The organism is Moraxella sp. FZFQ2102, from assembly GCF_024137865.1.
GTDB lineage: Bacteria > Pseudomonadota > Gammaproteobacteria > Pseudomonadales > Moraxellaceae > Moraxella.
This window is the reverse complement of record NZ_CP099960.1, coordinates 252831-275060: the sequence shown is the minus strand read 5'-3', so window position 1 is coordinate 275060 and position 22230 is coordinate 252831. Positions and strand designations below refer to the sequence as shown.

General features: G+C 43.9%; 17 protein-coding genes and 1 pseudogene. 14 read left to right on the top strand and 4 right to left on the bottom strand.

From position 1 onward, the window contains the following. Positions 1-4: 4 nt before the first annotated feature. From NGM44_RS01330 to NGM44_RS01315, 4 genes are read left to right on the top strand one after another with little or no spacing between them, the layout of a single operon-like run. On the top strand, positions 5-1894 hold the full coding sequence (locus NGM44_RS01330) for an McrB family protein (RefSeq protein ID WP_253223895.1): 1890 nt from the start codon (positions 5-7) through the stop codon (positions 1892-1894). Between the two features lie 5 nt (positions 1895-1899). Beyond that, positions 1900-3174 (top strand): LlaJI family restriction endonuclease, encoded by a 1275-nt coding sequence (locus NGM44_RS01325; RefSeq protein ID WP_253223894.1) that lies wholly within the window; start codon positions 1900-1902, stop codon positions 3172-3174. Between the two features lie 5 nt (positions 3175-3179). After that, complete coding sequence (locus NGM44_RS01320) at positions 3180-4037, top strand: hypothetical protein (protein WP_253223893.1); 858 nt, start codon at positions 3180-3182, stop codon at positions 4035-4037. Continuing rightward, the gene (locus NGM44_RS01315) at positions 4030-4245 is read left to right on the top strand and encodes a hypothetical protein (protein ID WP_253223892.1); all 216 of its coding nucleotides are present in this window, start codon (positions 4030-4032) and stop codon (positions 4243-4245) included. The genes NGM44_RS01320 and NGM44_RS01315 overlap by 8 nt, the downstream gene beginning before the upstream one ends. Positions 4246-4253: 8 nt before the next feature. On the opposite strand, the gene NGM44_RS01310 is transcribed toward NGM44_RS01315, so the two are convergent. Then, positions 4254-5804: a Fic family protein gene (locus NGM44_RS01310; RefSeq protein ID WP_253223891.1), complete on the bottom strand. Its 1551-nt coding sequence runs from the start codon at positions 5802-5804 to the stop codon at positions 4254-4256. A 653-nt stretch (positions 5805-6457) separates the two neighbouring features. Between NGM44_RS01310 and rlmN the strand changes: the two genes are divergently transcribed. The 6 genes from rlmN (at position 6458) to der (ending at position 13877) form a co-directional block, all read left to right on the top strand. Further along, positions 6458-7648, top strand: a complete 1191-nt coding sequence (gene rlmN / locus NGM44_RS01305) for a 23S rRNA (adenine(2503)-C(2))-methyltransferase RlmN (protein WP_253223890.1) — start codon at positions 6458-6460, stop codon at positions 7646-7648. Between the two features lie 61 nt (positions 7649-7709). Beyond that, positions 7710-8828, top strand: a complete 1119-nt coding sequence (ispG, locus tag NGM44_RS01300; RefSeq protein ID WP_253223889.1) for a flavodoxin-dependent (E)-4-hydroxy-3-methylbut-2-enyl-diphosphate synthase — start codon at positions 7710-7712, stop codon at positions 8826-8828. 60 nt (positions 8829-8888) lie between these two features. After that, complete coding sequence (hisS, locus tag NGM44_RS01295; protein WP_253223888.1) at positions 8889-10148, top strand: histidine--tRNA ligase; 1260 nt, start codon at positions 8889-8891, stop codon at positions 10146-10148. Positions 10149-10207: 59 nt separating this feature from the next. Further along, the gene (locus tag NGM44_RS01290; RefSeq protein ID WP_253223887.1) at positions 10208-11044 is read left to right on the top strand and encodes a tetratricopeptide repeat protein; all 837 of its coding nucleotides are present in this window, start codon (positions 10208-10210) and stop codon (positions 11042-11044) included. 63 nt (positions 11045-11107) lie between these two features. Beyond that, positions 11108-12283, top strand: a complete 1176-nt coding sequence (gene bamB / locus NGM44_RS01285) for an outer membrane protein assembly factor BamB (RefSeq protein WP_253223886.1) — start codon at positions 11108-11110, stop codon at positions 12281-12283. 172 nt (positions 12284-12455) lie between these two features. Beyond that, entirely contained in the window at positions 12456-13877 is a 1422-nt protein-coding gene (gene der, locus NGM44_RS01280) for a ribosome biogenesis GTPase Der (RefSeq protein WP_253223885.1), read from the top strand. Positions 13878-13955: 78 nt separating this feature from the next. Here der and NGM44_RS01275 read toward each other — a convergent pair whose 3' ends face one another. Next, positions 13956-14705, bottom strand: coding sequence for a ribonuclease HII (locus NGM44_RS01275; protein WP_253223884.1), 750 nt, complete (start codon positions 14703-14705; stop codon positions 13956-13958). Positions 14706-14823: 118 nt separating this feature from the next. Next, positions 14824-16059, bottom strand: coding sequence for a lipid-A-disaccharide synthase (gene lpxB, locus NGM44_RS01270; protein ID WP_253223883.1), 1236 nt, complete (start codon positions 16057-16059; stop codon positions 14824-14826). A gap of 410 nt (positions 16060-16469) precedes the next feature. Between lpxB and NGM44_RS01265 the strand changes: the two genes are divergently transcribed. The 3 genes and pseudogenes from NGM44_RS01265 (at position 16470) to NGM44_RS01255 (ending at position 19885) form a co-directional block, all read left to right on the top strand. Then, positions 16470-16808 carry a P-II family nitrogen regulator gene (locus NGM44_RS01265; protein ID WP_253223882.1) on the top strand — a complete coding sequence of 113 codons (339 nt, stop codon included), beginning with the start codon at positions 16470-16472 and terminating at the stop codon, positions 16806-16808. A gap of 132 nt (positions 16809-16940) precedes the next feature. After that, a pseudogene (locus NGM44_RS01260) lies at positions 16941-18152 on the top strand (ammonium transporter); the annotation flags it as partial. Positions 18153-18568: 416 nt separating this feature from the next. Then, a complete protein-coding gene (locus NGM44_RS01255; protein ID WP_253223881.1) occupies positions 18569-19885 on the top strand; it encodes an NCS2 family permease in 1317 nt (438 codons plus the stop codon). 56 nt (positions 19886-19941) lie between these two features. On the opposite strand, the gene msrB is transcribed toward NGM44_RS01255, so the two are convergent. Beyond that, the gene (gene msrB, locus NGM44_RS01250) at positions 19942-20355 is read right to left on the bottom strand and encodes a peptide-methionine (R)-S-oxide reductase MsrB (protein ID WP_253223880.1); all 414 of its coding nucleotides are present in this window, start codon (positions 20353-20355) and stop codon (positions 19942-19944) included. A 257-nt stretch (positions 20356-20612) separates the two neighbouring features. Between msrB and NGM44_RS01245 the strand changes: the two genes are divergently transcribed. Then, positions 20613-22193, top strand: a complete 1581-nt coding sequence (locus tag NGM44_RS01245) for an aminotransferase class I/II-fold pyridoxal phosphate-dependent enzyme (protein ID WP_253223879.1) — start codon at positions 20613-20615, stop codon at positions 22191-22193. Positions 22194-22230 lie beyond the last annotated feature (37 nt).

The window sequence follows — 22230 nt, the reverse complement described above, 5'->3', positions numbered from 1 at the left end:
CACTATGAATGAGTTTTTGCAAAACAAACTGAATGAATTACAGGATATGCAGAAAGGTGCGTGTTGGTATATCGTCAAACAAGAAACTTCATTTGTGGCTTTGTGCTATTTGGTTGATTTTTTACAAGAATATCAAAATACCTCATCGCAAGCTAAGAATCTTGAGCAATTTATTAAAAGCAAGGCTGAGCGGTTAAATCAAAGCTTGCATTTAAATATTACAACCACGCACAGAGCATTGAGAGTTGCTGTCTTTTTTGGGCTAATTACGAATTCAAATCCGTATGAACAATCTCAGATCACATCTGTGTACAATGAGATTAAGCAGCGCTGTAATGGAAAGTTTGAAGATATCCAAACTTATCAAGATATTGTTCAACGACAAATAGAAAAAATGTTTATTAGTTCGGAAATTGATGAGCAGTTCGAAAGTACCCGTTCTGAGTATCGCCTATATCCAGTAATGCTCTTGTATAAAATACTCCTTGAGTTATACCTATCTGGTCAAGATCCAAAAATCTCAGATTTTGAATATCGATATTTTGTTGCAACTACTAAAACATTTGAAGGATTTTTAGATACACTACTGCTTATCCAATCATTGCGTCAAGATGACGACAAAGTTTCTATAGAAAGACAGTTTATTCAATATAAAGAAAAAGTAGATAATCGTTTAATACAGGCTTTAAAACAGCTAGAGACTTTAGACTTCAGTGAGTCAGGTTATATAAAACTGAAAATTGACAGAATTAAAGAAATTGCTCAAAAACTATATTTTTTTGAGCAAGATCCAAGTAGCTTTAATAAAGACAACTATGGTCAATTCCTGCAATCAGATAGTGCATTGATTCCTTTATCTAGTCAATCCGAACAATCCGATCCGCAAAACCTTCTCCTCTACGGAGTTGCAGGTGTTGGAAAAAGTTATTATGTAAACCAGCAACTAAACAATCTCAACGGTGAAAATGAACATCGCATTGAGCGAGTGGTTTTTCATCCCGACTATCTTAATGCAGACTTTATTGGTCAAATTTTGCCCACGGTTAAAAAAGATGTCGGGATTACCTATGAATTTAAGGCGGGTCCATTCACTCGCATTCTTAAAAAGGCTTTTGATAATCCAGATCAACACCACTATTTAGTGATTGAAGAGATTAACCGCGGAAATGCGCCTGCTATTTTTGGTGAAATCTTCCAGTTGCTTGACCGTAATAGCAAAGGTGAGAGCGAATACAAAATTTCAAACGATTTGATTGCAGGATTTATCAATGATACCTTAGATCAGAACTCCGATAGCAAGGTTTCCAACGGAAATCTTAAAATTCAGAATAACATGATTTATATCCCTAGCAACCTATCCATCTATGCAACCATGAATACAGCCGACCAAAATGTGTTCACTCTTGATACAGCATTCCAAAGACGATGGACAATGCAGATGATGGAAAATAATATTGAGCAGTGTGGTTTCAGAAATGTAGTCATTGGTGATACAGGTGTGACTTGGGACAAATTCAATACAGAACTTAACACCATCATTTTGCAATCAAATAAGAATACACTATCTTCTGAAGATAAGCGACTTGGAGCATACTTTGTCAAACCCCACGAACTAACCATACAGGACGGTTCTTGCCCATTTGCCGAGAAAGTCATTAAATACCTTTGGGATGATGTCTTTAAGTTTAAGAAATCAGAGTTGTTCAGAGATGATTTGGATAGCTTAGACCAAGTATTGAAAGAGTTCAATAATGGCGTTGGAAGTGCAAAATTTAATATTTTCATTGAAAGCGTTCGCCAAAGTTTGCTAAGCAGCCCAAAACCAAGCACTGAAGATGTAGCTGACGCTAGCGGTGAATTTGTCTTTGCAGACTCTAAGGATGAAAACGAGTAATAATCATGACTCAAGATTTCTCCGAGTATTGTTCGAATACAACAAGCAGAGAAGAGTTTGTAGGAATCTCATTTACATGGGATGCTGACACACGCACAGCCAAGCCTAAAATCACCTTTCCTTATGGATACCGTCTTGAAGGAGTTAATGAGAAAGATGTGCTTTTGCTTATGCAAACACTATCAAGATTTCAAAAACAAGTTGAAGACCTTGGCGTTTTGCATGCAAATAGTGATAAGATTTTAGGATTCCCTTTGAGTTCTTACATGATTGTCATTGAAGATTACTTACGAAATGGCTATTACTACGATCGAGAAATTTATTATGCAAGTAGAACATCGGGCAAGGTGAATTGGGGCCGAACCATTAAAAAAGAAAAGCCGATCATCCAAGATAATGGTGCGGTTTATCTTAAAATGCAAACTCGAATACACCAAACTAATGATGAGTTACTAATTACACAAATTAGTAAACATTGCGTATATGAAAGCTTGATAAAAATGGGATGGTATTATGGGTTATCAACACCCCAAAAACCAAATATACCTTTTTATGAAGAATTATTTGTTACAACGCTTCGCGAGCGTTTGCATAAGACCAATAAAGATTCGGAAAAGCTGTTATTTGAAAGCATGCTACAAGTGCTCCAAAATATTGATCAACAAAGTGACCAATCTCAAGAATTTCGATTTGGGACAAATCGATTTGAGCAAGTTTGGGAGTTACTAATTGATAAGGTTTATGGCACTGAAACTGGTGATATTAAAAAACAGTATTTCCCACAGGCAATATGGCATTTTAACGACCAATCTCAAGCACTATCGAATGATCTGTACCCAGACACTATCATGAAAACGATGGATGGGTTTCTATATGTTATCGATGCCAAATATTACCGATATGGCGAGACTAAACAACCAAAACACCTGCCCGAGATGTCGTCTATCGCCAAGCAGGTTGTGTATGCACAATACATAGCACGAAAAGGAGAAAAGCTAAAGATTTCTCCAAATAAAATTCGAAATGCATTCCTACTACCCTACGACCATCTAAAATTCAAAAGCAATTCCGTCTATCATTACATCGGGTATGCTGACTCCGATCTATCTATTACAGATGGTCAAGAATACACCAAAATTCACACCTTGCTGATTGATACCAAGCATTTAATGCAGTCGGCACAGAAAAATACTCCGAATGAAATCAATTGTCTTTCTCGGATTATTGAACTAAATATTAAAAAAAGCCAGTTGTTTCAAATTTGCCGCAAGGAAATTTAACACCAATGGATAAACCATCTGTTTATTTAGATCAAAATATCTTGGATTGTTTATTAAAAGAAGCATCAGATCAATTAATGGATTATTTATCCCAAAATTGGATAATTTGCTACTCACCTACAACGTTGTCTGAAATTCATAAGGCGGGCTCAAACTCTAACAATTCTCGATATTTGCATGATTTTCTTGATTTGCTTGATAAATTGAGTGCAAAATTTTTAACTAATACTTTGGAATTTGATGGTACTCAGCAATACTTTATGCGATGGAATGTTAACTCGTATGAGGCATACATCAAATATATTGAAGACATCTTGCCTTTTGAGAATATGCTTATCAATACTTTGAAAATAGGCATGGTGAATTACAGCCAAATAGACACTCCAAGCAAACAGGTTGAAGGACAAATAAATGAATTATTCTTATTGCTAAAATATATTGGTAATTGCCGAGATATACTTAGGGTGGATTTGGAAAAAGAAATTTATTCAAAACATGAAAAAGCACTATTTGGCAAATTTGTTTCAGATAGTGAAAAGCATTTGGAGGAATTGTTAAAACAAGTACCAGTTGTTAAGTCAGGACTTGAACGCTTTTATCAGGAGCTGTATTTAATGGGAGCTGAAAAAGGGATATCTCAACAACTTCGAAAAGAGTGTCAAATTAATCACGATAATTTAAACAAAATAGAAGGTAAGAACACTTTCGAAAGAATTAGCGATTATATACAATCACTTAGTGATATTAATGGTGATTTACTCCAGGTTTTTCTTAACAATATTAATGATGAATCTAGGCAAATATTTGAAAGAATTATGCTTGCTTATGATTTTTTTAAATCTAATTGGATACAAGGTGGATAAGTCACTTCATAAAGAAAACAAGTTTCTTAGCGCTCAAAAAGATTCTGAGCATGTTGGCTTTGCATCACTTTGTGATTGGTTTATTAGTAATGATCAGCGACTAATTCATAAAACAAAAGTGATTTATGAGTATTTTGGAATCAATACAAATATATTCTCTCTTGGAGATCTAAATGATCATTCTTTTAAATTAAAAATTATTAATTGATAAGAAATTTAAATTAAATTGCTACGATTTACGGTAGTTACGAGCTCACTCCACAACTCATCATCAGCCAGCATAGGGTATTCTTTGACTAGTTTGTTACTTCTGACTCCTTGATTGTCAATGATACTACGGATAATTCGATCGGCATCATGATTGCTCATGTCGATGATATTTTTAAGATTTTCTCGAATACTGTCATAATGGCGTAAGTAGCGAGATTCATCGGGCATATCTTCGGTGATGACTTTTTGTAGTAAATTTGCCAAATACACCACATGGGGCGTCAGGTCCATATATCGCCAAAGGGGTAGGGCTTGGCTTGTGTCATTCAGCACAAGATTTGAGCGTATGCCATCAGCATAACGGATATGCTCTTTAAACTGATATTGACCATCTAAGCTCTTCATCACTGCCTTGGAGATGGTATCTAGCACTTGATTATACGCCTTACGACTACTACCATCTTCGATGATGGCTTTTGAGATTGGCAGGATAATTGGATCATGGGTTTGCCGGTCTCTACGCAAAATATCATTAATCAGCAAGCGATGCACTCGCCCATTGCCATCTGCTAAAGGATGAATATACACAAAGCCAAAAGCAGCCACAGCACCACGCATAATGCTTGATTGCCCTTGGGTTTTATCCATAAATTCGCTTAAGCCCTGTAACTGCTCGTCCACCATCTGTTGTGGCGGTGCGATATAATGCACAATCTCTTTTTTTTCACGAAAATTACTCTCGCCAACAAATACAGGCGACTGCCTAACCCCAAAAGTCTCAATGCTCAAGCTTCTGCCGATGATTTCTTGTTGCAGCCTTGCCAAAGCTTTGGGATTTAGCGGCATTTCGCCTTTGCCCACCTGTTCTGCCATCACTGCAGCAAAGCGTTCAATGCGATTCTCTTTTTTACCCTCGCCCTCAATAATAAAGCTTGAACGACTCTCACGCAAGGTAATCCACACCGATGAGCGTAAAATCAAATCTTCGCCAAATTCTTCACTTATCTTATCAAGCTTGTCTTTAATATCAAATTCAATAGCCGCCTTAACTGCATCGGTCTTAATCACCACTGGGGCAAAGCTTGGCGTACCCGCAATATTGTTATTCACTCGCCAACGCGTATCTTTTGTACTGCTAGATGCCACCACAAACTGTTCACCATCCAATACATCCGCATAATTACCACCGATGATCGCTGTGATTGACAGCTGCTTATCCATCAACCATTCATACAAAAAGCCCAATCTGCGAGCGTATTGTCCCGTTGGTTCGCTGTTAATATAATCTTCAATCAATTTGTGATCAATTTTCTCAAATACTCGCACCAATAATTCAAACGATACAATTTCATGCTTTAGATGAAATACCAAATGAGCCATCACATCATCGCTAGGGCGAACGCGTGCTTGATAAGTGTGTTTGGTAAAATCGCCATCCTTGACCGTCATACGACTCTTGCCAATCTCACTGACAGTATATAAAGGTGAGTAAACAGCCAGATCAAGCTTGCGAATCAGCCAAACTGCACCAATTGGGTCTGTGATAGATGAATACATAACTCAACCTTGCCAAATTAAATAAATTGATGGAAAATAGGAGAAAAATGATTATCGTATATGAAAAATCATTAAAAAATATAAAAATTTGTGAATTTTAATTATTATAGATGAAAATTGGGAAAAAGTAATTATTTTGGATAAAATTTATAGTAAATTATATAAGTTTAGTATAAATAAATATTATTTTTATTAAATATAAATTTATAATTTTACTGTAGTTTAATATAATGGATAGCTAGAAAGGGTTTGTAATTTATCACGCTTCATAACCTTATCTCAGAAACCCTATCATTAAAACATATAAGGGTAAATAATAGGGTAAAAAATAAATTTTAAAATTTAATATTAATAAAATCAATACCTTAAGATTCTCATTCGAGTCCGACCACTGGTACCATTTGACAGTCCGAAAGGATTTGAAAATAACCTAAAACCCTTGAAGTATATAGCTTTAAGGGTTTTTTGTTGCTTGATAAGTATTGGTATTGCTTGGTTCTGAGTTTCATATGAAATGAGCAATGGCACACAGTTCATTTTGCCTTATTATAACTCACACGAGCAAACACACAACCACCACCAAAAATCTATCAATCCTACCAAAAATTTAGTATAATAGAGCATTTAATTGCAAAGTGAAGCTTGAGTTTGCCGTGAATAAAATCCCAGTCATTCATACCTCTGATACCGCCGAAGATGCCAAAGAAAGCAAGATCAATCTTTTGGGCATGTCCAAAGATGAGCTGTCGGCGTTTTTTATCAGCCTTGGCGAAAAGCCATTTCGTGCGACGCAGGTGATGAAGTGGATTTATCAATTTGGCGTGACTGACTTTTTTGAGATGACTAATATTTCAAAAAAACTACAACAACGCCTACATGAGACGGCGTGCGTCATCCCGCCAAAAGTCAAGTACAAAGAATTTAGTAATGACGGTACGCGTAAGTGGGTCTTTGAAGTGGCAGGGGGTTCGCTGGTTGAGACTGTGCTGATTCCTGCTGATGAAAATAAGCAATTTGGGCGCAAGACCTTGTGTATCTCAAGCCAAGTGGGCTGTGCATTGGATTGTTCATTTTGTAGTACAGGTAAACAGGGCTTTGAGCGTGATCTGACCCCAAGCGAGATCATCGGTCAGCTGTGGGTTGCCAATCAGTCCTATATGGAAGATGTTGCACCGACTGAGCGTGAGAACCGCGTGACCAATGTGGTGATGATGGGCATGGGTGAACCGCTGCTCAATTACGAGCCTGTCGTAGCATCGATGTCTTTGATGCTGGATGATCATGCCTTTGGTCTTTCTAAGCGTCGCGTCACGCTATCGACATCGGGCGTCGTGCCGAAGATGTATGATCTTGCTAAAGATATTGATGTTGCACTTGCCATCAGCTTGCACGCGCCTAATGACACACTGCGCGATGAGCTTGTACCGATTAATAAAAAATATCCATTATCTGAGCTGATCAAAGCTGCCAAAGCTTATGTCTATGATGAAAATCCACGCCACAAAAAACATGTCACCATCGAATATGTCATGCTCGCCGGCGTCAATGATAGCGATGAGCACGCACGCCAATTGGTCGCGCTATTAAAAGATTTGCCAAGTAAGATCAACTTAATTCCATTCAACCCATTTCCGCACGCACCATACGATCGCTCAAGTAACAACCGCATTCATGCCTTTAGCAATATTTTAAATAACGCAGGCTTTGTTTGCACCATTCGCCAAACACGCGGCGATGATATTGATGCGGCGTGTGGGCAGCTTGTGGGACAAGTGGCGGATCGCACACGCCGTGCCAAAAAATGGCAAGAAAGCATCGAAAAACGCCAGCAGTCAGCTGAATGATTTTTTATAAAAAGTTATGAAAAATCGGAATTTTATTAAGAATAAATAATAAGTGATAACCATGTCAGCATACAATCCTATCAAACGCCGCCCTACCAAAAAAATCCATGTCGGTAATGTCGCCATCGGTGGTGATGCGCCGATCAGCGTGCAGAGTATGACCAATACCAATACTTGTGATGTCGCAGCGACGGTCGCGCAGATCCAGCGCTGTGTCGATGCAGGTGCTGATTTGATGCGTGTTTCGACACCGACAATGGAAAGTGTGGCTGCATTTGCTGAGATCAAAAAACAGGTTTCAGTACCATTGATTGCTGATATTCACTTTGATCATAAAATCGCCATCGCTGTGGCAGATGCAGGTGCTGACTGCCTGCGCATTAACCCAGGTAATATCGGCAACGATGCCAAAGTGCGTGAAGTGGTCGCTGCAGCGCGTCATCATAATGTGCCAATTCGCATCGGCGTCAATGCTGGCTCACTAGAAAAAGATTTACAAAAAAAATACGGCGAACCGACTGGTGAAGCGATGCTAGAATCGGCACTTCGTCATATTGATATTTTGGAAAAACTGGATTTTCAAAATTATAAAATTTCAGTTAAAGCATCGAATGTATTTTTAACTTTAGATGCCTATCGCTTGATTTCAGCCCAGATTGACAATCCGCTACACCTAGGTGTGACCGAAGCGGGCGTGTATCGTACCGGTACGGTGAAATCAGCAATCGCTTTGGGTGGTCTTTTGCTTGATGGCATTGGCGATACCATGCGCATTTCGCTGGCGGCTGAACCTGAAGAAGAGATTAAAATCGGCTTTGATATTCTAAAATCATTAGGCATTCGCTCAAATGGGGTGAATTTTATTGCTTGCCCAAGCTGCAGCCGCCAAGAATTTGATGTCATTAAAGTGATGAATGAGCTAGAAGCGCGCCTAGAAGATGTGCGTGAGCCGCTTGATTTGTCAGTAATTGGCTGTAAGGTCAATGGTCCAGGTGAAGCCAAAGAAGCGACCATTGGCGTGGTCGGCGCAAGCCCAAATAGCCTTGTATATCGCAATGGTCAAAAAAGCCATTTGATTGATACCACCAAGCTTGTTGATGAAATCGAAGCCATGGTGCGTGCGCAGGTCAAAGAAATTCAGGATAATCGCGCCAATGAGATTTTGCGCGTGCAGGGCTAAAATCTAGCTGTGCTTTGTCAAATTTTATGTAGAATTTTTAAAAAATTATAAGGAAAAAACATGAGTAAGATTACCGCGATTAAGGGCTTTAATGATGTTTTGCCAAGCGATAGCCCAAATTGGCGTCGCCTAGAATCTAAGCTAATCAGTGTGCTGGATGGCTACGGTTTTAGCCAAATTCGCTTGCCGATCGTCGAAGAGACACAGCTGTTCGCGCGCGGTGTTGGTGAAGCGACAGACATCGTCGAAAAAGAAATGTACAGCTTTTTTGACAAGGGCGAACCACCGACTGCATTGACTTTGCGACCAGAAGGTACAGCAGGTGCGGTGCGTGCGGTGATCGAGCATAATTTGACGCGTGGCGATACGCCAAAGCTTTGGTATATCGGCCCGATGTTTCGCTATGAGCGTCCGCAAAAAGGTCGCTATCGCCAGTTCCATCAATTGGGTGTGGAATGTTTTGGCAGTGAGCTGCCTGATGCTGATGCTGAGCTGATTGCCATGACGCATCGTATGTGGCAGGTGCTGGGTATTGATCATGAAGTAAAACTACAATTAAATACTTTGGGTGAATCAGATGAGCGCCAAGCGTACAAAGCGGCTTTGGTGGCGTATTTGACCGCGCACAAGGCGGATCTGGACGAAGATTCACAGCGTCGTCTTAGCACCAATCCACTGCGAATCTTGGACAGTAAAGATGAAAAAACCCAAGCGATTTTACAAAATGCACCAAAATTAAGCGAATTTTTGGGTGATGATACCAAAGCGCATTTTGCCAAAGTGCAAGAATATTTGACCGCTTTGGGCATTGGCTTTGAGATTAATGAAAAGCTTGTGCGCGGCTTGGATTATTATAATAAGACTGTCTTTGAATGGGTCACAGATAAGCTTGGCTCGCAGGCAACGGTCTGCGGCGGTGGTCGCTATGATGGCTTGGTTGGTATCATTAAGGGTAAGCCTGAGCAATCTGAGCCTGGTGTGGGCTTTGCGATGGGGCTTGAGCGCTTGCTTTTGTTGATTGAAGCGGTGAATCCATTTGATGAACAAGCGCAATGCGATATCTTTGTCACCGCATCGCCTGAATGCTATGTACAAGGCATGAAATACGCCAGTGAGCTGCGCCATCGTCAGCCAAACTTGCGTGTAAAAATGGCAAGTGCTACAAGCCTAAGAGCACAGATGAAAAAGGCGGATAAATCAGGCGCATCGCATACCGTAATCATCGCCGAAGATGAAGTGGCAGCGGGCGAAATCACCGTCAAGACCATGGCGACGGGTGAGCAGGTGCGTGTGGCGGCAAGTCATCATTTTGATGTGTGATTGACTGCTACCTTGTCGTTTGTGTTATAATGCGTTTAAAATTTATTTAGAGTACACTCATGTCTGAAACGAAAAATAACGGCTTTGCGGACAGCCAATCAATCAACGCCCTAAAAATGCATGGCGAAAAAATCATCTATGCGGTGCTGTTGGTGTTGGCAGCGTTTTTTGGTTGGCAATATTACCAAAAGCATTATGCCAAGGTCGATACTGTGGCAGCGGACAAATACACCGTCATCAGTGATCGCAATGACCAAATCGTGCTGGCAGCTGCCAATGGTGCGCAAGATGAAGCGACCAAAAAACTGATCGCTGAAGAAGAAACCAAGCTGTTCGCTGACATCGATGCGTTGGTCGCGGAACATGGTGATACCGCTTATGCATGGCAAGCGCTGATGATCAAGGCGCGCCATCAGACAGATAATGATGATCTGGCAGGGGCGGTGACGACACTGAGTCAGGCTACAGCCATCGATACGGGTGATGAAGGCTTGGCAGCGATTACCAAAATTCGCTATGCACGCGCCATGCTAGCTAATAATGACATCGATGGTGCGACAGCGGTTGCTAATGAAACGATGCCTGAAGCATTCGAGCCATCACGCCAAGAACTGTTGGGCGATATCGCTGTGGCAAAAAATGACACAGAATCTGCCAAAAAAGCTTATCTTGCTGCTTGGGATCTGCTAAAAGCACGCCAAGAAAATCGTGCAGTGCTGAGTCTAAAACTACAAGCATTGGGCGTGATTGTTGATCCGATCGAAGTGCCAACGCCGATTGTCAATCAGCCGACACAGCAAGCAGCAGAAGTGCAAGGTGAACAAGATGTCGCCGAGCCTGCACAAGCAGTAGCTGATGCGTCAGCAGAAACACAAACTACACAAACTGGCAATTAGTGCTTAGCAACAAAACGCTATAATAAAATCGTTTTGCATTTTATTTCATTCAAAGGATACGGTATGTCTCAAGCTTTTATCAAAACAGCTTTGGTTGCTACACTGGCGGTCGCGATGGTCGGCTGTAGTGCAGGTAAGCGCATTTTTCAAGAAGATCCAAGAAAGCCGACCAAACTGGTTAAGCTTGAGCAATCTGTTGCGGTATTAAGCCAAGTTGCCAGTACCAAGCTTGAGCAGGGCACATCGACTTTTAAGCGCAACAAAGCCAAAGATAAAGATGTGGTGGATCTAAAAATCGCTCAAACTGAAACAGGCTATATCGCCGCCAGCCGTGGTGGTGTAGTCAGTGCCTTTGATGGTGGTCAGCTAGCTTGGGCAGCCAATGTCAATGATGCCATCACCAGTGGTGTGGCGGTGTCAGGCGATACGGTGGTCGTGGGTACGCGTCAAGGTGCTGTCGTGGCACTGGATCGCGCGACAGGTCAAACACGCTGGACGGCACAGCTGCCATCAGCAAGCCTTGCACCTGCACTGATTAATAATGGCAAAGTCATCGTATCAACCAATGGCAGCGTGGTCTATGGTCTAAATCTTGCCACAGGTGCGATCGATTGGCAGTACAGCAGCCAAGCACCAAGCCTGAGCATTCGTGGTATGGCAGCACCGATCATGGTTGATGTCAAGACAGCATTGATCGGTGCGGCAGATGGTCGTATCCACGCGATTGATGCTGCAAGCGGTTCACCTGTGTGGGTGCGCCGTGTCGGTCTGGCGGCAGGCTCGGGCGATATCGCCAAGCTGCGTGATGTTGATGGCACACCGATCGTCGCAGGTCAGCATCTATATGCAGCAAGCTACAGCGGTCAGTTGGTTGGCTTTGACATGGCGACAGGTCGCACCATGTTTGTCAGTGAGCTTGCCACCATCCAAGGCGTGAGTGTGCTTGGCAGTGCAGTAATCGGTGCTAGCGTCGATGGCGAAGTGATCGCCTTTGATCGCATCACTGGTGATGTGCTGTGGCGTAACAGCGATTTGAAATTCCGTGGTCTGACCAATCCTGTCACCATCGGTCAATATATCGCTGTCGGTGACAAAGATGGCATCATCCATGTGTTTGACACCATGGGTAAAATCATCAGCCGTGTCGATAGCAAGCATGAATTGACCAGCTTACAAGTCTATGGCAATCGCCTATACACCCAAAGTGCCAATGGCGTGGTCAGCATTTATCAGTTCTAAGTCATTTTATAGCCATAAAAGCTAAAGCGAATTAGGCTTTTGTGGCTATTATTAGCATTCCTTTGTTGTCATTGGCAACAAAGGTTTTGCCGTTTTTATATTTTGTTTAAAAAATAATCATCAATCTCATTTTGATTGTATGATTCATTGATAAAAAGTTAAGAGTTTTTATATGAGCATAAAACCTGTCGTTGCCTTGATTGGTCGTCCCAATGTCGGCAAATCCACATTATTCAATCAGCTGACCAAAAGCCGTCAAGCATTGGTGGCTGACCTTGCAGGTCTGACCCGCGACCGTCAATATGGCGACGCTCATTATGAAAACAAATCATTCATCGTCGTTGATACAGGCGGTATCGGTGAGATGGATGACGGCACGGGCAATATCGATGATTATATGGCGACGCAGTCATATACCGCGATCCATGAAGCGGACATCGTGGTGTTCGTCGTTGATGCGCGCGTGGGCATGATTGGTGCTGATAGTGAGATTGCGCGCTTTTTGCACAGCCTTGGCAAGCCTGTGTATCTGGTCGCGAACAAGATGGATGGCGTGCATGAAGCAAGCTCAGCTGAATTTTTCGCCTTGGGCTTTGGCGAGCCATTTCCGATGGCGGCAAGTCACGGCAAGGGCGTAAATAACCTGCTTGAAGCCTTGACCGCTGATATGCCTGAAGATGAAGAGGGTGATGAGCTTGATGAGCAAGCCCTGAAGCTTGCCATTATTGGTCGTCCGAATGTCGGTAAATCAACACTGGTGAACCGCTTACTTGGCGAAGAGCGCGTGGTGGTCTTTGATATGCCGGGGACGACGCGCGACAGTATTTATATTCCGTTTGAACGCGAAGGGCGCAATTATGTCTTGATCGATACAGCGGGTGTGCGTCGCCGTGGTCGCATTGATGAGAAAGTGGAGAAATTCTCGGTCGTCAAGACCTTGCAAGCCATCAAAGATGCCAATGTCGTCGTCGTGGTGATCGATGCCAAAGAAGGGATTGTTGATCAAGATTTGCATATGCTGGGCTATGCGCTCGATGCAGGGCGCGCGATTGTCGTTGCGATCAATAAATGGGATGGCTTAACCCAAGAACAAAAAGACATTGTGAAAATTGAGATTGATCGCCGTTTCAATTTCGTGCCGTGGGTGAAAATCCATCTGATCTCAGCCCTGTATGGCAATGGCGTGGGCAATCTGTACCCATCAATCCACAAGGCATATGACGCATCGATGTTTAAGGTATCAACCAATCAGCTGACGCGTATCCTAGAAGATGCTGTGGCAAATCATCCACCGCCGATGGTCTCTGGACGCCGCATCAAGCTTCGCTATGCACATCTTGGCGGACACAATCCACCGGTGATCGTTATTCATGGTAACCAAACTTCTGCCTTACCAAAGAGCTATCAGCGTTATCTTGAGAATGTCTATCGCAATGTATTTAAGCTTGAAGGTACGCCTTTGCATGTGGAATTCAAACAAAATGCCAACCCATATGAAGGTAAGAAAAACCCTGTGGTGAAAAATAAAGCCAAGCTTATGCGTGAGAAAAAGCGTATTCAGAAGTTTAAGCGCGCGGAGAAAAAACGCGGTTAAGTGATGGCAAAAAATAACGACAGTGATGTGCTGCCGTTATTTTTTTTAAATTAATAAGTACAAACCAACCAGTCGGTTTTACACACCATGCCAATAAGTGCGATTGATAAAGCCATCGTGATACAGCTCTTTGATCGGTGAATAGCTGCGGCGATGCTCAGGCAAGATGCCGTGTTCAAGAATGGCGGCTTTATGCACTGCGGTCAGATAGCCTTTGTGTCCTTCGATACGATATTCTGGAAAGGCTTTACCGTATTCGACCATCGCACGATCGCGATGCACTTTGGCAAGAATACTGGCACAAGCAATGGTTGAATGCGTGCCATCGCCTTTGATTAGTGTGTGATTGTCATAAAATGCCGACGCCACGCCATTTTGTAGATTGGGAAACTGTACGCCATCGACAAGAATGCTCGTACTGCTCGGCGTCAGCTGATGGCGCGACAACAATGATTCGATGGCAAGACGCATCCCAAACATCGTGGCATTGGCGATGTTAATCTCATCAATCACGGTGCGCGGCACATCGACGATGGCATAATCATAAGCAAGTGATTTTATCGGTTCAAACAAGCTTTCTCGGCGTTTTTCAGTGAGTTTCTTGCTGTCATTTAATAGCTTGATCGGTGTATCGCCAAGATCAATTTCACCAAAATTTCCCGTCAAATCACTCGGCAAAATCGCAGCCGCTACCGTCATATGCCCAAACAACGCACCGCGGCCGACTTCATCGACGCCGATCACCACGCGCGGCGGTAGTGGTGTATTGATGGCGGGTTTTTGGGTGATGGTGCATAATGATGCAAGCTGAGATAAATTGATGGTCATTGTTTTTCCGAATTTATTTTCAATAGTTTAAAAAAACACTCACGAGCGTGTGCGATACGCCCTTACAAATCTCTTTTAAAATCAAATGGTTAAGAATCAAATAAGCTAATCACGCTTTTTAGATCTGATTGCCAAAATACCCATCCAACACCGCCTGTGCTGCATTGGCATGGCTGTCTGCGCGTAGGGTGCGTGCAGTCTGGGTAAGTTTCTGCGTCTGCTCGCTTGGATTGTGCAAAATTACCAAGGCGTGCTGACTGACCGCATCACTATTGGCATCAGCTTGGATCAGCTCTGGGACGATGGCAGTGCCAATTTGCTGATTTGATAAGATATTTGGCAGGCTGACATAAGGGATTTTTACCAATCGCTTGGCGATGGCATAAGTAATGCGGCTCACCTTATACACCACCACCATCGGACGCTCAAGCAGCAGACACTCAAGTGTTGCCGTACCTGATGCGAGCAGTACGACATCACTGGCATTCATGCAAGCTTGGCTCAAACCCAAGCCATCGGTGTATGAAAATTGCCCATCATTATGCACAATATGCATACTATCGGACAAATTAGCGGCGTGCGATTGGCAAAAATCCTGCACCAGCTGCGCGTGTTCGCGACTGACCACAGGCAGGATGAATTGGCAATTTGGCACAGTTTGGCTGATTTTTTGTGCGCTTTCGATGAGTAGTGGCAAGATGGCGGTAATCTCAGAAGTGCGAGAGCCTGCCATCAGACAAATCAGCGACTGATTATTATGAATATGATTTAGGGCAAACTGCGGTAGGGCGGCGATCAGCTCTTGGCGGCGATTAACAAGCGTGCGGCTGTCTGTGGTCAGCTTGCCAAGTAGCGGATGACCGACGCAGGCGGCAGGGTGCTTGTGCTTGGCATAGACCCCGAGTTCGAACGGAAATAAGCACAGCACAAGATTGGTCGCTGCCATGATGCCATGAATGCGATTTTCGCGCCACGCCCATACCGACGGGCTGACATATTGCACACAGTACACACCTTGTGGCTTAAGCACTTTGCCCAGTCGCAGATTAAAATCAGGCGCGTCAATGCCAATGAACATATCGATCTTAGCATCGGCAAATGCCACCAAAACCTCTTTTTTTGCTGATAATAAATCAGGCAAATGCTTGATGACTTCAACCAATCCCATCACTGATAAGCGGCTCATCTCGATCACTGATGCCAAGCCCTGCGCCGCCATCTGCGTGCCGCCCACGCCCACCCAGCGGATGTATGGATGAATGGCGTTCATCTGCTGCATGAAATCCGCGCCCAGTGCATCGCCTGAGATCTCGCCTGCGACGATGCCGATGGTAAGCTGTTTGGTGTCTGTCATATGCCGTCCAAAGTGTGCAAATTAAGAAGTTGTGCTTATTGTAAGGCTTTGGCGGTTGGCTTGCAATGCAATCATGGTAAATTCATGGATTAATAACGATAAGTTTCCCACAGCCAAACAATTTTTCAAGCAATATCTGAAGCGCAGAAATTTGATTAAGCAAATTTAATCAAATTATATCAAATTCAGCCAAAATCCATTTAATAATAAATACTTATGATAAATTCATAAAAACCATTGAATATTTAAAATAATGACAGCATAAGAAAAAATGATAAATAAAAGATTTTTTATAAAAATAAACCGTTTTTCATTTTTATCAAAGTTTTGCATACTATGTTCACGATATAAAGTTGCAACAATCACTTGCAAACTTTTACAGCATTTAGCGACAAATCAAGGAGTAAAACATGAAGTTAATCAGTGCCATCATCAAGCCATTCAAGCTTGACGAAGTGCGTGAAGGCTTATCCGAAATCGGCGTGCAGGGCATCACCGCCACTGAAGTCAAGGGCTTTGGTCGTCAGCAAGGACATACCGAGATGTACCGCGGTGCAGAATATGTGGTGGATTTTTTGCCAAAAGTGAAGATCGAAATCGCCACCACCGATGAGATGGTCGAGCAAATCATCGAAGTGATTATTCAATGTACGAATACTGGTCGCATCGGTGATGGTAAGATTTTCGTATCGCCACTGGAGCAAGTGATCCGCATTCGCACAGGCGAGATGGATGAATCGGCACTGTAAGTGGCATAATGCATTGATTTGATAAAAATAGATGAAAAGAGTGATAAGGGGTAATCAATGAAAATGGTAAAAGGTTGGCAATCGGCGTTGTTAGGCTTAGGATTGCTGGGATTATCAAATATGGCGTTCGCTGAAGATGTGCTTGATACTGGTGATACTTCGTGGGTGCTAGTCTCGACTGCACTTGTGCTGATGATGACTTTACCGGGGCTTGCGCTGTTTTATGCAGGGATGGTGCGTAAGAAAAATATCCTATCAACCATGATGCACAGCTACGGCGCGGCGGCGGTAGTGTCGGTGCTGTGGGTGGTGCTGGGCTATTCGCTGGCGTTCTCTGAAGGCAGCATGAATGCTTTTGTTGGTGGTTTTGCCAATGCGATGCTTGCAGGGATTGGGCTTGATGACTTAAGTGGTAGCATTCCGACCATTTTGTTTGTGATTTTCCAATTGACCTTTGCGGTGATTACTGTTGCGATTTTGGCGGGTTCGTTGGCTGAGCGTATCAAATTCGGCTCATTCCTATGGTTCTCGGCGGCGTGGGTACTGCTAGTCTATGCACCGATCTGCCACTGGGTATGGGGCGGCGGCTGGCTGACTGGCGATGCGCTGGATTTCGCGGGCGGTACTGTGGTGCATATCAATGCAGGCGTGGCAGGCTTGGTACTGGCGGCACTGCTTGGCAAGCGTAAAGACTACGGCAAAGGCAATCTTGCCCCTGCAAACCTATCATTGACCTTGATCGGTGCAGGCTTGGTGTGGGTCGGCTGGTTCGGCTTCAATGGTGGCTCGGCATTGGGTGCAAATGGCAGCGCGGCGATGGCACTCGTGGTCTCGCAAGTGGCAGCAGCAATCGGTGCATTGGCTTGGATGGTGTGCGAATACTTCGCTCGTGGCAAAGCATCAGCTCTAGGCGGTGCATCAGGTGCGATCGCAGGTCTTGTGGGTATCACTCCGGCGGCAGGCTTTGTGGATGTGTCAGGTGCGCTTGCGATCGGTGTATTGACTGCGGTGGCGTGTTTCTTGATGATTCATTATGGCAAACGCCGCTTGGGTATCGATGACAGTCTAGATGCGTTCGGTCTGCATGGTGTCGGTGGTATCGTCGGTGCGGTCTTGACTGGGGTGTTCGTCAGTACTACCATCTATCCAGATGCTGCCAATGTCAGCATGGCTGAGCAGCTGTGGCTACAAATCGAAGGCGTCCTTGCGACCATCGCCTATTCTGCGGTGATGACAGCGGTGATCGGTCTTGTGATCAAATATACCATGGGCTTGCGTGTCGATGCCGAAGATGAATATCAAGGTCTTGACCTAGCCATCCACGGTGAGAAAATCGCGGATTGATTAAAAAAGGCGTTAAAAAAAACCAGCTTGTAAGGGCTGGTTTTTTGTGGGTGGGGTTTAGTGAAAAAAAGAGAAAATTAAATTGATGATTGGTGTTAATTAAAATAATGAACCGTAGGGTGCGGCATCCGCACCAATACACCACAAATACTTGATTTTTATGATAAATTTGGCAAATCTTTTTGGTAAATTGACATATTAGGTATCTTAATGGTGCGTACAACGCACCTTATAGGTGTCGGTTCTTATATTCCTATTATCTTGGCTATTTATACAGATACAATAAATAGGATTGCTACACAAATTGTGCTATACTATTATCGTTTGTAATCATTCAAATCATCATCAATAAAATCAAGGAGCTGTATTGGGCTGTGTGTGCCTGATGACGGCTTTTTTACTTTTAAGGTTGGCTTATGGCAAGTTCTCATTCTCAAGGTTTATTTGAAAGCCTATTTAAATTATCAGAAAACGGTACAACGATCAAAACCGAAACCATCGCGGGTATCACCACCTTTTTGACCATGTGCTATATCATGATCATCAATCCGATCATTCTATCGGAGACGGGTATGGATTATGGCGCGATCTTTGTGGCGACTTGCTTGGCGGCGGCGATTGGCTGCCTTGTAATGGGTATTTTTGCTAACTATCCGATCGCACTTGCACCGGGTATGGGGCTCAATGCCTATTTCGCTTCGGTGTGTCTTGGGGCGATGGCTGTGCCGTGGCAGACGGCATTGGCGGCTGTTTTTGTCTCTGGGATTGTGTTTTTTATCATCAGTTTATTAAGTATCCGTGAACAAATCGTCAATGCCATTCCGATGTCATTGAAGCTTGCTATCGGTGGTGGTATCGGCTTGTTTTTGGCGTTCATCGCGTTCCAAAAATCAGGCATTGTCGTCGCCAATCAGTTCACGCTCGTCCAGCTTGGCGATCTGAAATCCCCACAAGTGCTGTATGCGTTTTTGGGCTTTTTGATGATGATTGTGCTGCATCATTTTCGCGTGACGGGAGCGATTATCATCAGTATTTTGGCGGTGACGGTGCTATCGACTTTGACAGGACATAATGAGTTTCAGGGCATCGTCGGTGAAGTGCCATCACTTGCGCCGACCTTTATGCAGATGGACTTTGACGGCTTATTTACCGCAAGTCTGATCGGTGTGATTTTTGTGTTTTTCTTGGTGGATTTGTTCGATTCGACAGGGACTTTGGTGGGTGTGTCGTACCGTGCAGGCTTGCTTGTCGATGGTAAATTACCCCGTCTAAAACGCGCGCTGTTCGCTGACTCGGCTGCCATCGTCGCAGGTGCAGCACTAGGGACATCATCGACCACGCCATATATCGAGTCGGCATCGGGCGTGGCAGCAGGTGGTCGCACGGGTCTGACGGCTGTGGTTGTGGCGCTGTTGTTCTTGGGTTGCTTGTTCCTTGCACCATTGGCTCAGTCGATTCCGGGTTTTGCGGTTGCGCCAGCATTGCTGTTCATCGCGATTTTGATGATTCAAGGCATCCTTGACATCGACTGGACGGACATCACCGAAGCTGCGCCTGCGTTTTTGACCATTGTCTTTATGCCGCTGACTTATTCGATCGCGGATGGCATCGCCATGGGCTTTATCAGCTATGCGCTGATCAAGCTGTTCACTGGTAAGGCAAAATCTGTGCCGTATATGGTGTGGATCATCGCAGCTTTATGGGTGTTTAAATTCGCAGTGTTCGGCGGTTAAGGCTTTTGCACTTAGTAAAAACAGCACTCAAGATTGGGTGCTGTTTTCGTTTTAAATTAGCTTTCCATAAGCTCCACCGCCACTGAGTTAATACAGTATCGTAAGCCTGTACCCGTGACGAAATTATCATTAAACACATGACCCAGATGGCCGCCGCAGTGATGGCAAGTCACTTCAATACGGCGCATACCGTGCGACAGATCCAGCGTTTCATCGACAGCATCGGCGCTGATGACTTGATCAAAGCTTGGCCAACCACAGCCAGAGTGAAATTTAGCCGTGCTACTAAATAATGGCGCATGACATCCCTTGCAGTGATAAGTACCTGCCGTTTCGGTATCGGTGTAGATGCCTGTAAATGCCCGCTCCGTGCCTTTTTGGCGTAATACATAGTAAGACAGCTCATCAAGTCGCTCTCGCCAATCGCTATCTGTCATGGTGCGTAAGGTGTCTTGGTCGATGGTTTTCATGGATGTCCTTGAGTATTTGGTGTGAAATTAGGGTTGTAATGAGATGATTGTAACACAAGATGGGCGGATAATTTGAATGATTGGCTAAAAATAAGTACAAAATCAGTGCATATCCCAGATATTTGCAAGTAAATCTTGCAAAATTAGTTTTTCTATTTGATTAACCTTGCAAAGTGTGCGAATTTTGTAAAGTATAACTTGCAAAATGGTCAAGATGGGCGTAAAATACTGCCATTCATTCATCAGCGATGGTTGCCATGAGCCAAATTTTGCAAGACAATGACAGTCACGACACCTTAACCAGTACCCAAGCCCAAGGTCTTCGCCTAAAACAGTGTCGCAAGGCACTCGGTATGTCTGCCGAAAGCTTAGCAATCAAGATGGGGGAGTGTGGCTCGCCTGTCAGTCGTGGTGCGATTGCCAATTGGGAATGTGGCAAAAATGGTATTGCCAGTGCTAAATTGCCGATTCTTGCCCAAGTGCTTGGCGTGAGCGAAAGCTATTTGCTGCGTGGCGATGATGCTGTCCTACCAATGGGTACGCCGATGATGACTCCAAATTTACAAACGACACAACCTGTGGAAACTGCTATGCTTACCGACACCCCAAAACCCCTAAAAAAATCCAGTAAACTTGCCAATGTCTGCTACGATATTCGTGGCGAATTGCTTCAGACTGCTGTACGCATGGAAGCTGAAGGTCAGCGTATCATTAAGCTAAATATCGGCAATCCAGCACCATTTGGGCTATTGCCACCAGATGAGATCGTCCGTGATGTGGCGATGAATTTGAATGATGCGTCGGGTTATTCGGATTCACAAGGGATTTTTGCAGCGCGTAAGGCGATTTTGCAGTATTATCAAGCCAAAGGATTGTTGACAGCGACCGATGTGGCGGATGTCTATATCGGCAATGGCGTGAGTGAGCTGATTGTGATGACCATGCAGGCACTGCTTGATGACGGTGATGAAGTGCTGATCCCGATGCCTGATTATCCACTATGGACGGCAGCGGCAAATCTGGCAGGCGGAACGGCAGTGCATTATCGCTGTAATGAAGATGATAATTGGCAGCCTGATTTGGCAGATATCGAAAGTAAAATCACGCCACGCACCAAAGGCATTGTCATCATCAATCCAAACAACCCAACGGGTGCACTGTACTCTGATGAGATGCTGCACAGCATCGCAAGCCTTGCCAAAAAATATGGCTTAGTCATCATGGCGGATGAGATTTATGATCGCATCTTGTACGATGGTGCGGTGCATACACCGATGTGTACCATCACTGATGAATGCTTGGTTCTGACTTTCAACGGCTTATCCAAGTCACACCGTATCGCAGGCTATCGCTCGGGCTGGCTGATGCTGTCGGGCAAAAAAGACCATGCCACCGATTTTATCGAGGGCTTGACCATGCTCGCTAGTATGCGTCTGTGTGCCAATGTGCCAGCACAATATGCCATTCAGACAGCGATGGGCGGCTATCAGTCTATGCAGGCTTTGACCGCACCGACAGGCAGACTGTGCAAACAGCGTGATTTGGCAGTACAGCGTCTAAACGCCATCAAAGGCATCAGCTGTACCACACCACAAGGGGCGTTTTATTGCTTTGCAAAGATTGATCGTGATGTCTATCCGATTGATAATGATATGAAATTTATGATGGAATTATTGATCGAAGAAAAGGTGCTGATTGTTCAAGGTACAGGCTTTAACTGGGATCAACCAGATCATTTCCGTGTGGTATTTTTGCCAAATCTGATTGACCTTGAAGATGCGATGGATCGACTGGATCGGTTCTTTGCCAAAAAACGCCGTGAATTTGGGACGGAGTGACACCAAACCAAACTTGCTAAATTCTCTGACAAACCGC

Excerpts from the sequence above, each read along its gene's own strand:
- NGM44_RS01325 (WP_253223894.1), top strand. The coding sequence starts at position 1,900 with ATGACTCAAGATTTCTCCGAGTATTGTTCGAATACAACAAGCAGAGAA.
- hisS (WP_253223888.1), top strand. The coding sequence starts at position 8,889 with ATGAGTAAGATTACCGCGATTAAGGGCTTTAATGATGTTTTGCCAAGC.
- NGM44_RS01310 (WP_253223891.1), bottom strand. The coding sequence starts at position 5,804 with ATGTATTCATCTATCACAGACCCAATTGGTGCAGTTTGGCTGATTCGC.
- msrB (WP_253223880.1), bottom strand. The coding sequence starts at position 20,355 with ATGAAAACCATCGACCAAGACACCTTACGCACCATGACAGATAGCGAT.
- NGM44_RS01245 (WP_253223879.1), top strand. The coding sequence starts at position 20,613 with ATGAGCCAAATTTTGCAAGACAATGACAGTCACGACACCTTAACCAGT.
- bamB (WP_253223886.1), top strand. The coding sequence starts at position 11,108 with ATGTCTCAAGCTTTTATCAAAACAGCTTTGGTTGCTACACTGGCGGTC.
- NGM44_RS01275 (WP_253223884.1), bottom strand. The coding sequence starts at position 14,705 with ATGACCATCAATTTATCTCAGCTTGCATCATTATGCACCATCACCCAA.
- NGM44_RS01255 (WP_253223881.1), top strand. The coding sequence starts at position 18,569 with ATGGCAAGTTCTCATTCTCAAGGTTTATTTGAAAGCCTATTTAAATTA.
- NGM44_RS01320 (WP_253223893.1), top strand. The coding sequence starts at position 3,180 with ATGGATAAACCATCTGTTTATTTAGATCAAAATATCTTGGATTGTTTA.
- NGM44_RS01290 (WP_253223887.1), top strand. The coding sequence starts at position 10,208 with ATGTCTGAAACGAAAAATAACGGCTTTGCGGACAGCCAATCAATCAAC.
- lpxB (WP_253223883.1), bottom strand. The coding sequence starts at position 16,059 with ATGACAGACACCAAACAGCTTACCATCGGCATCGTCGCAGGCGAGATC.
- NGM44_RS01265 (WP_253223882.1), top strand. The coding sequence starts at position 16,470 with ATGAAGTTAATCAGTGCCATCATCAAGCCATTCAAGCTTGACGAAGTG.
- NGM44_RS01330 (WP_253223895.1), top strand. The coding sequence starts at position 5 with ATGAATGAGTTTTTGCAAAACAAACTGAATGAATTACAGGATATGCAG.
- ispG (WP_253223889.1), top strand. The coding sequence starts at position 7,710 with ATGTCAGCATACAATCCTATCAAACGCCGCCCTACCAAAAAAATCCAT.
- der (WP_253223885.1), top strand. The coding sequence starts at position 12,456 with ATGAGCATAAAACCTGTCGTTGCCTTGATTGGTCGTCCCAATGTCGGC.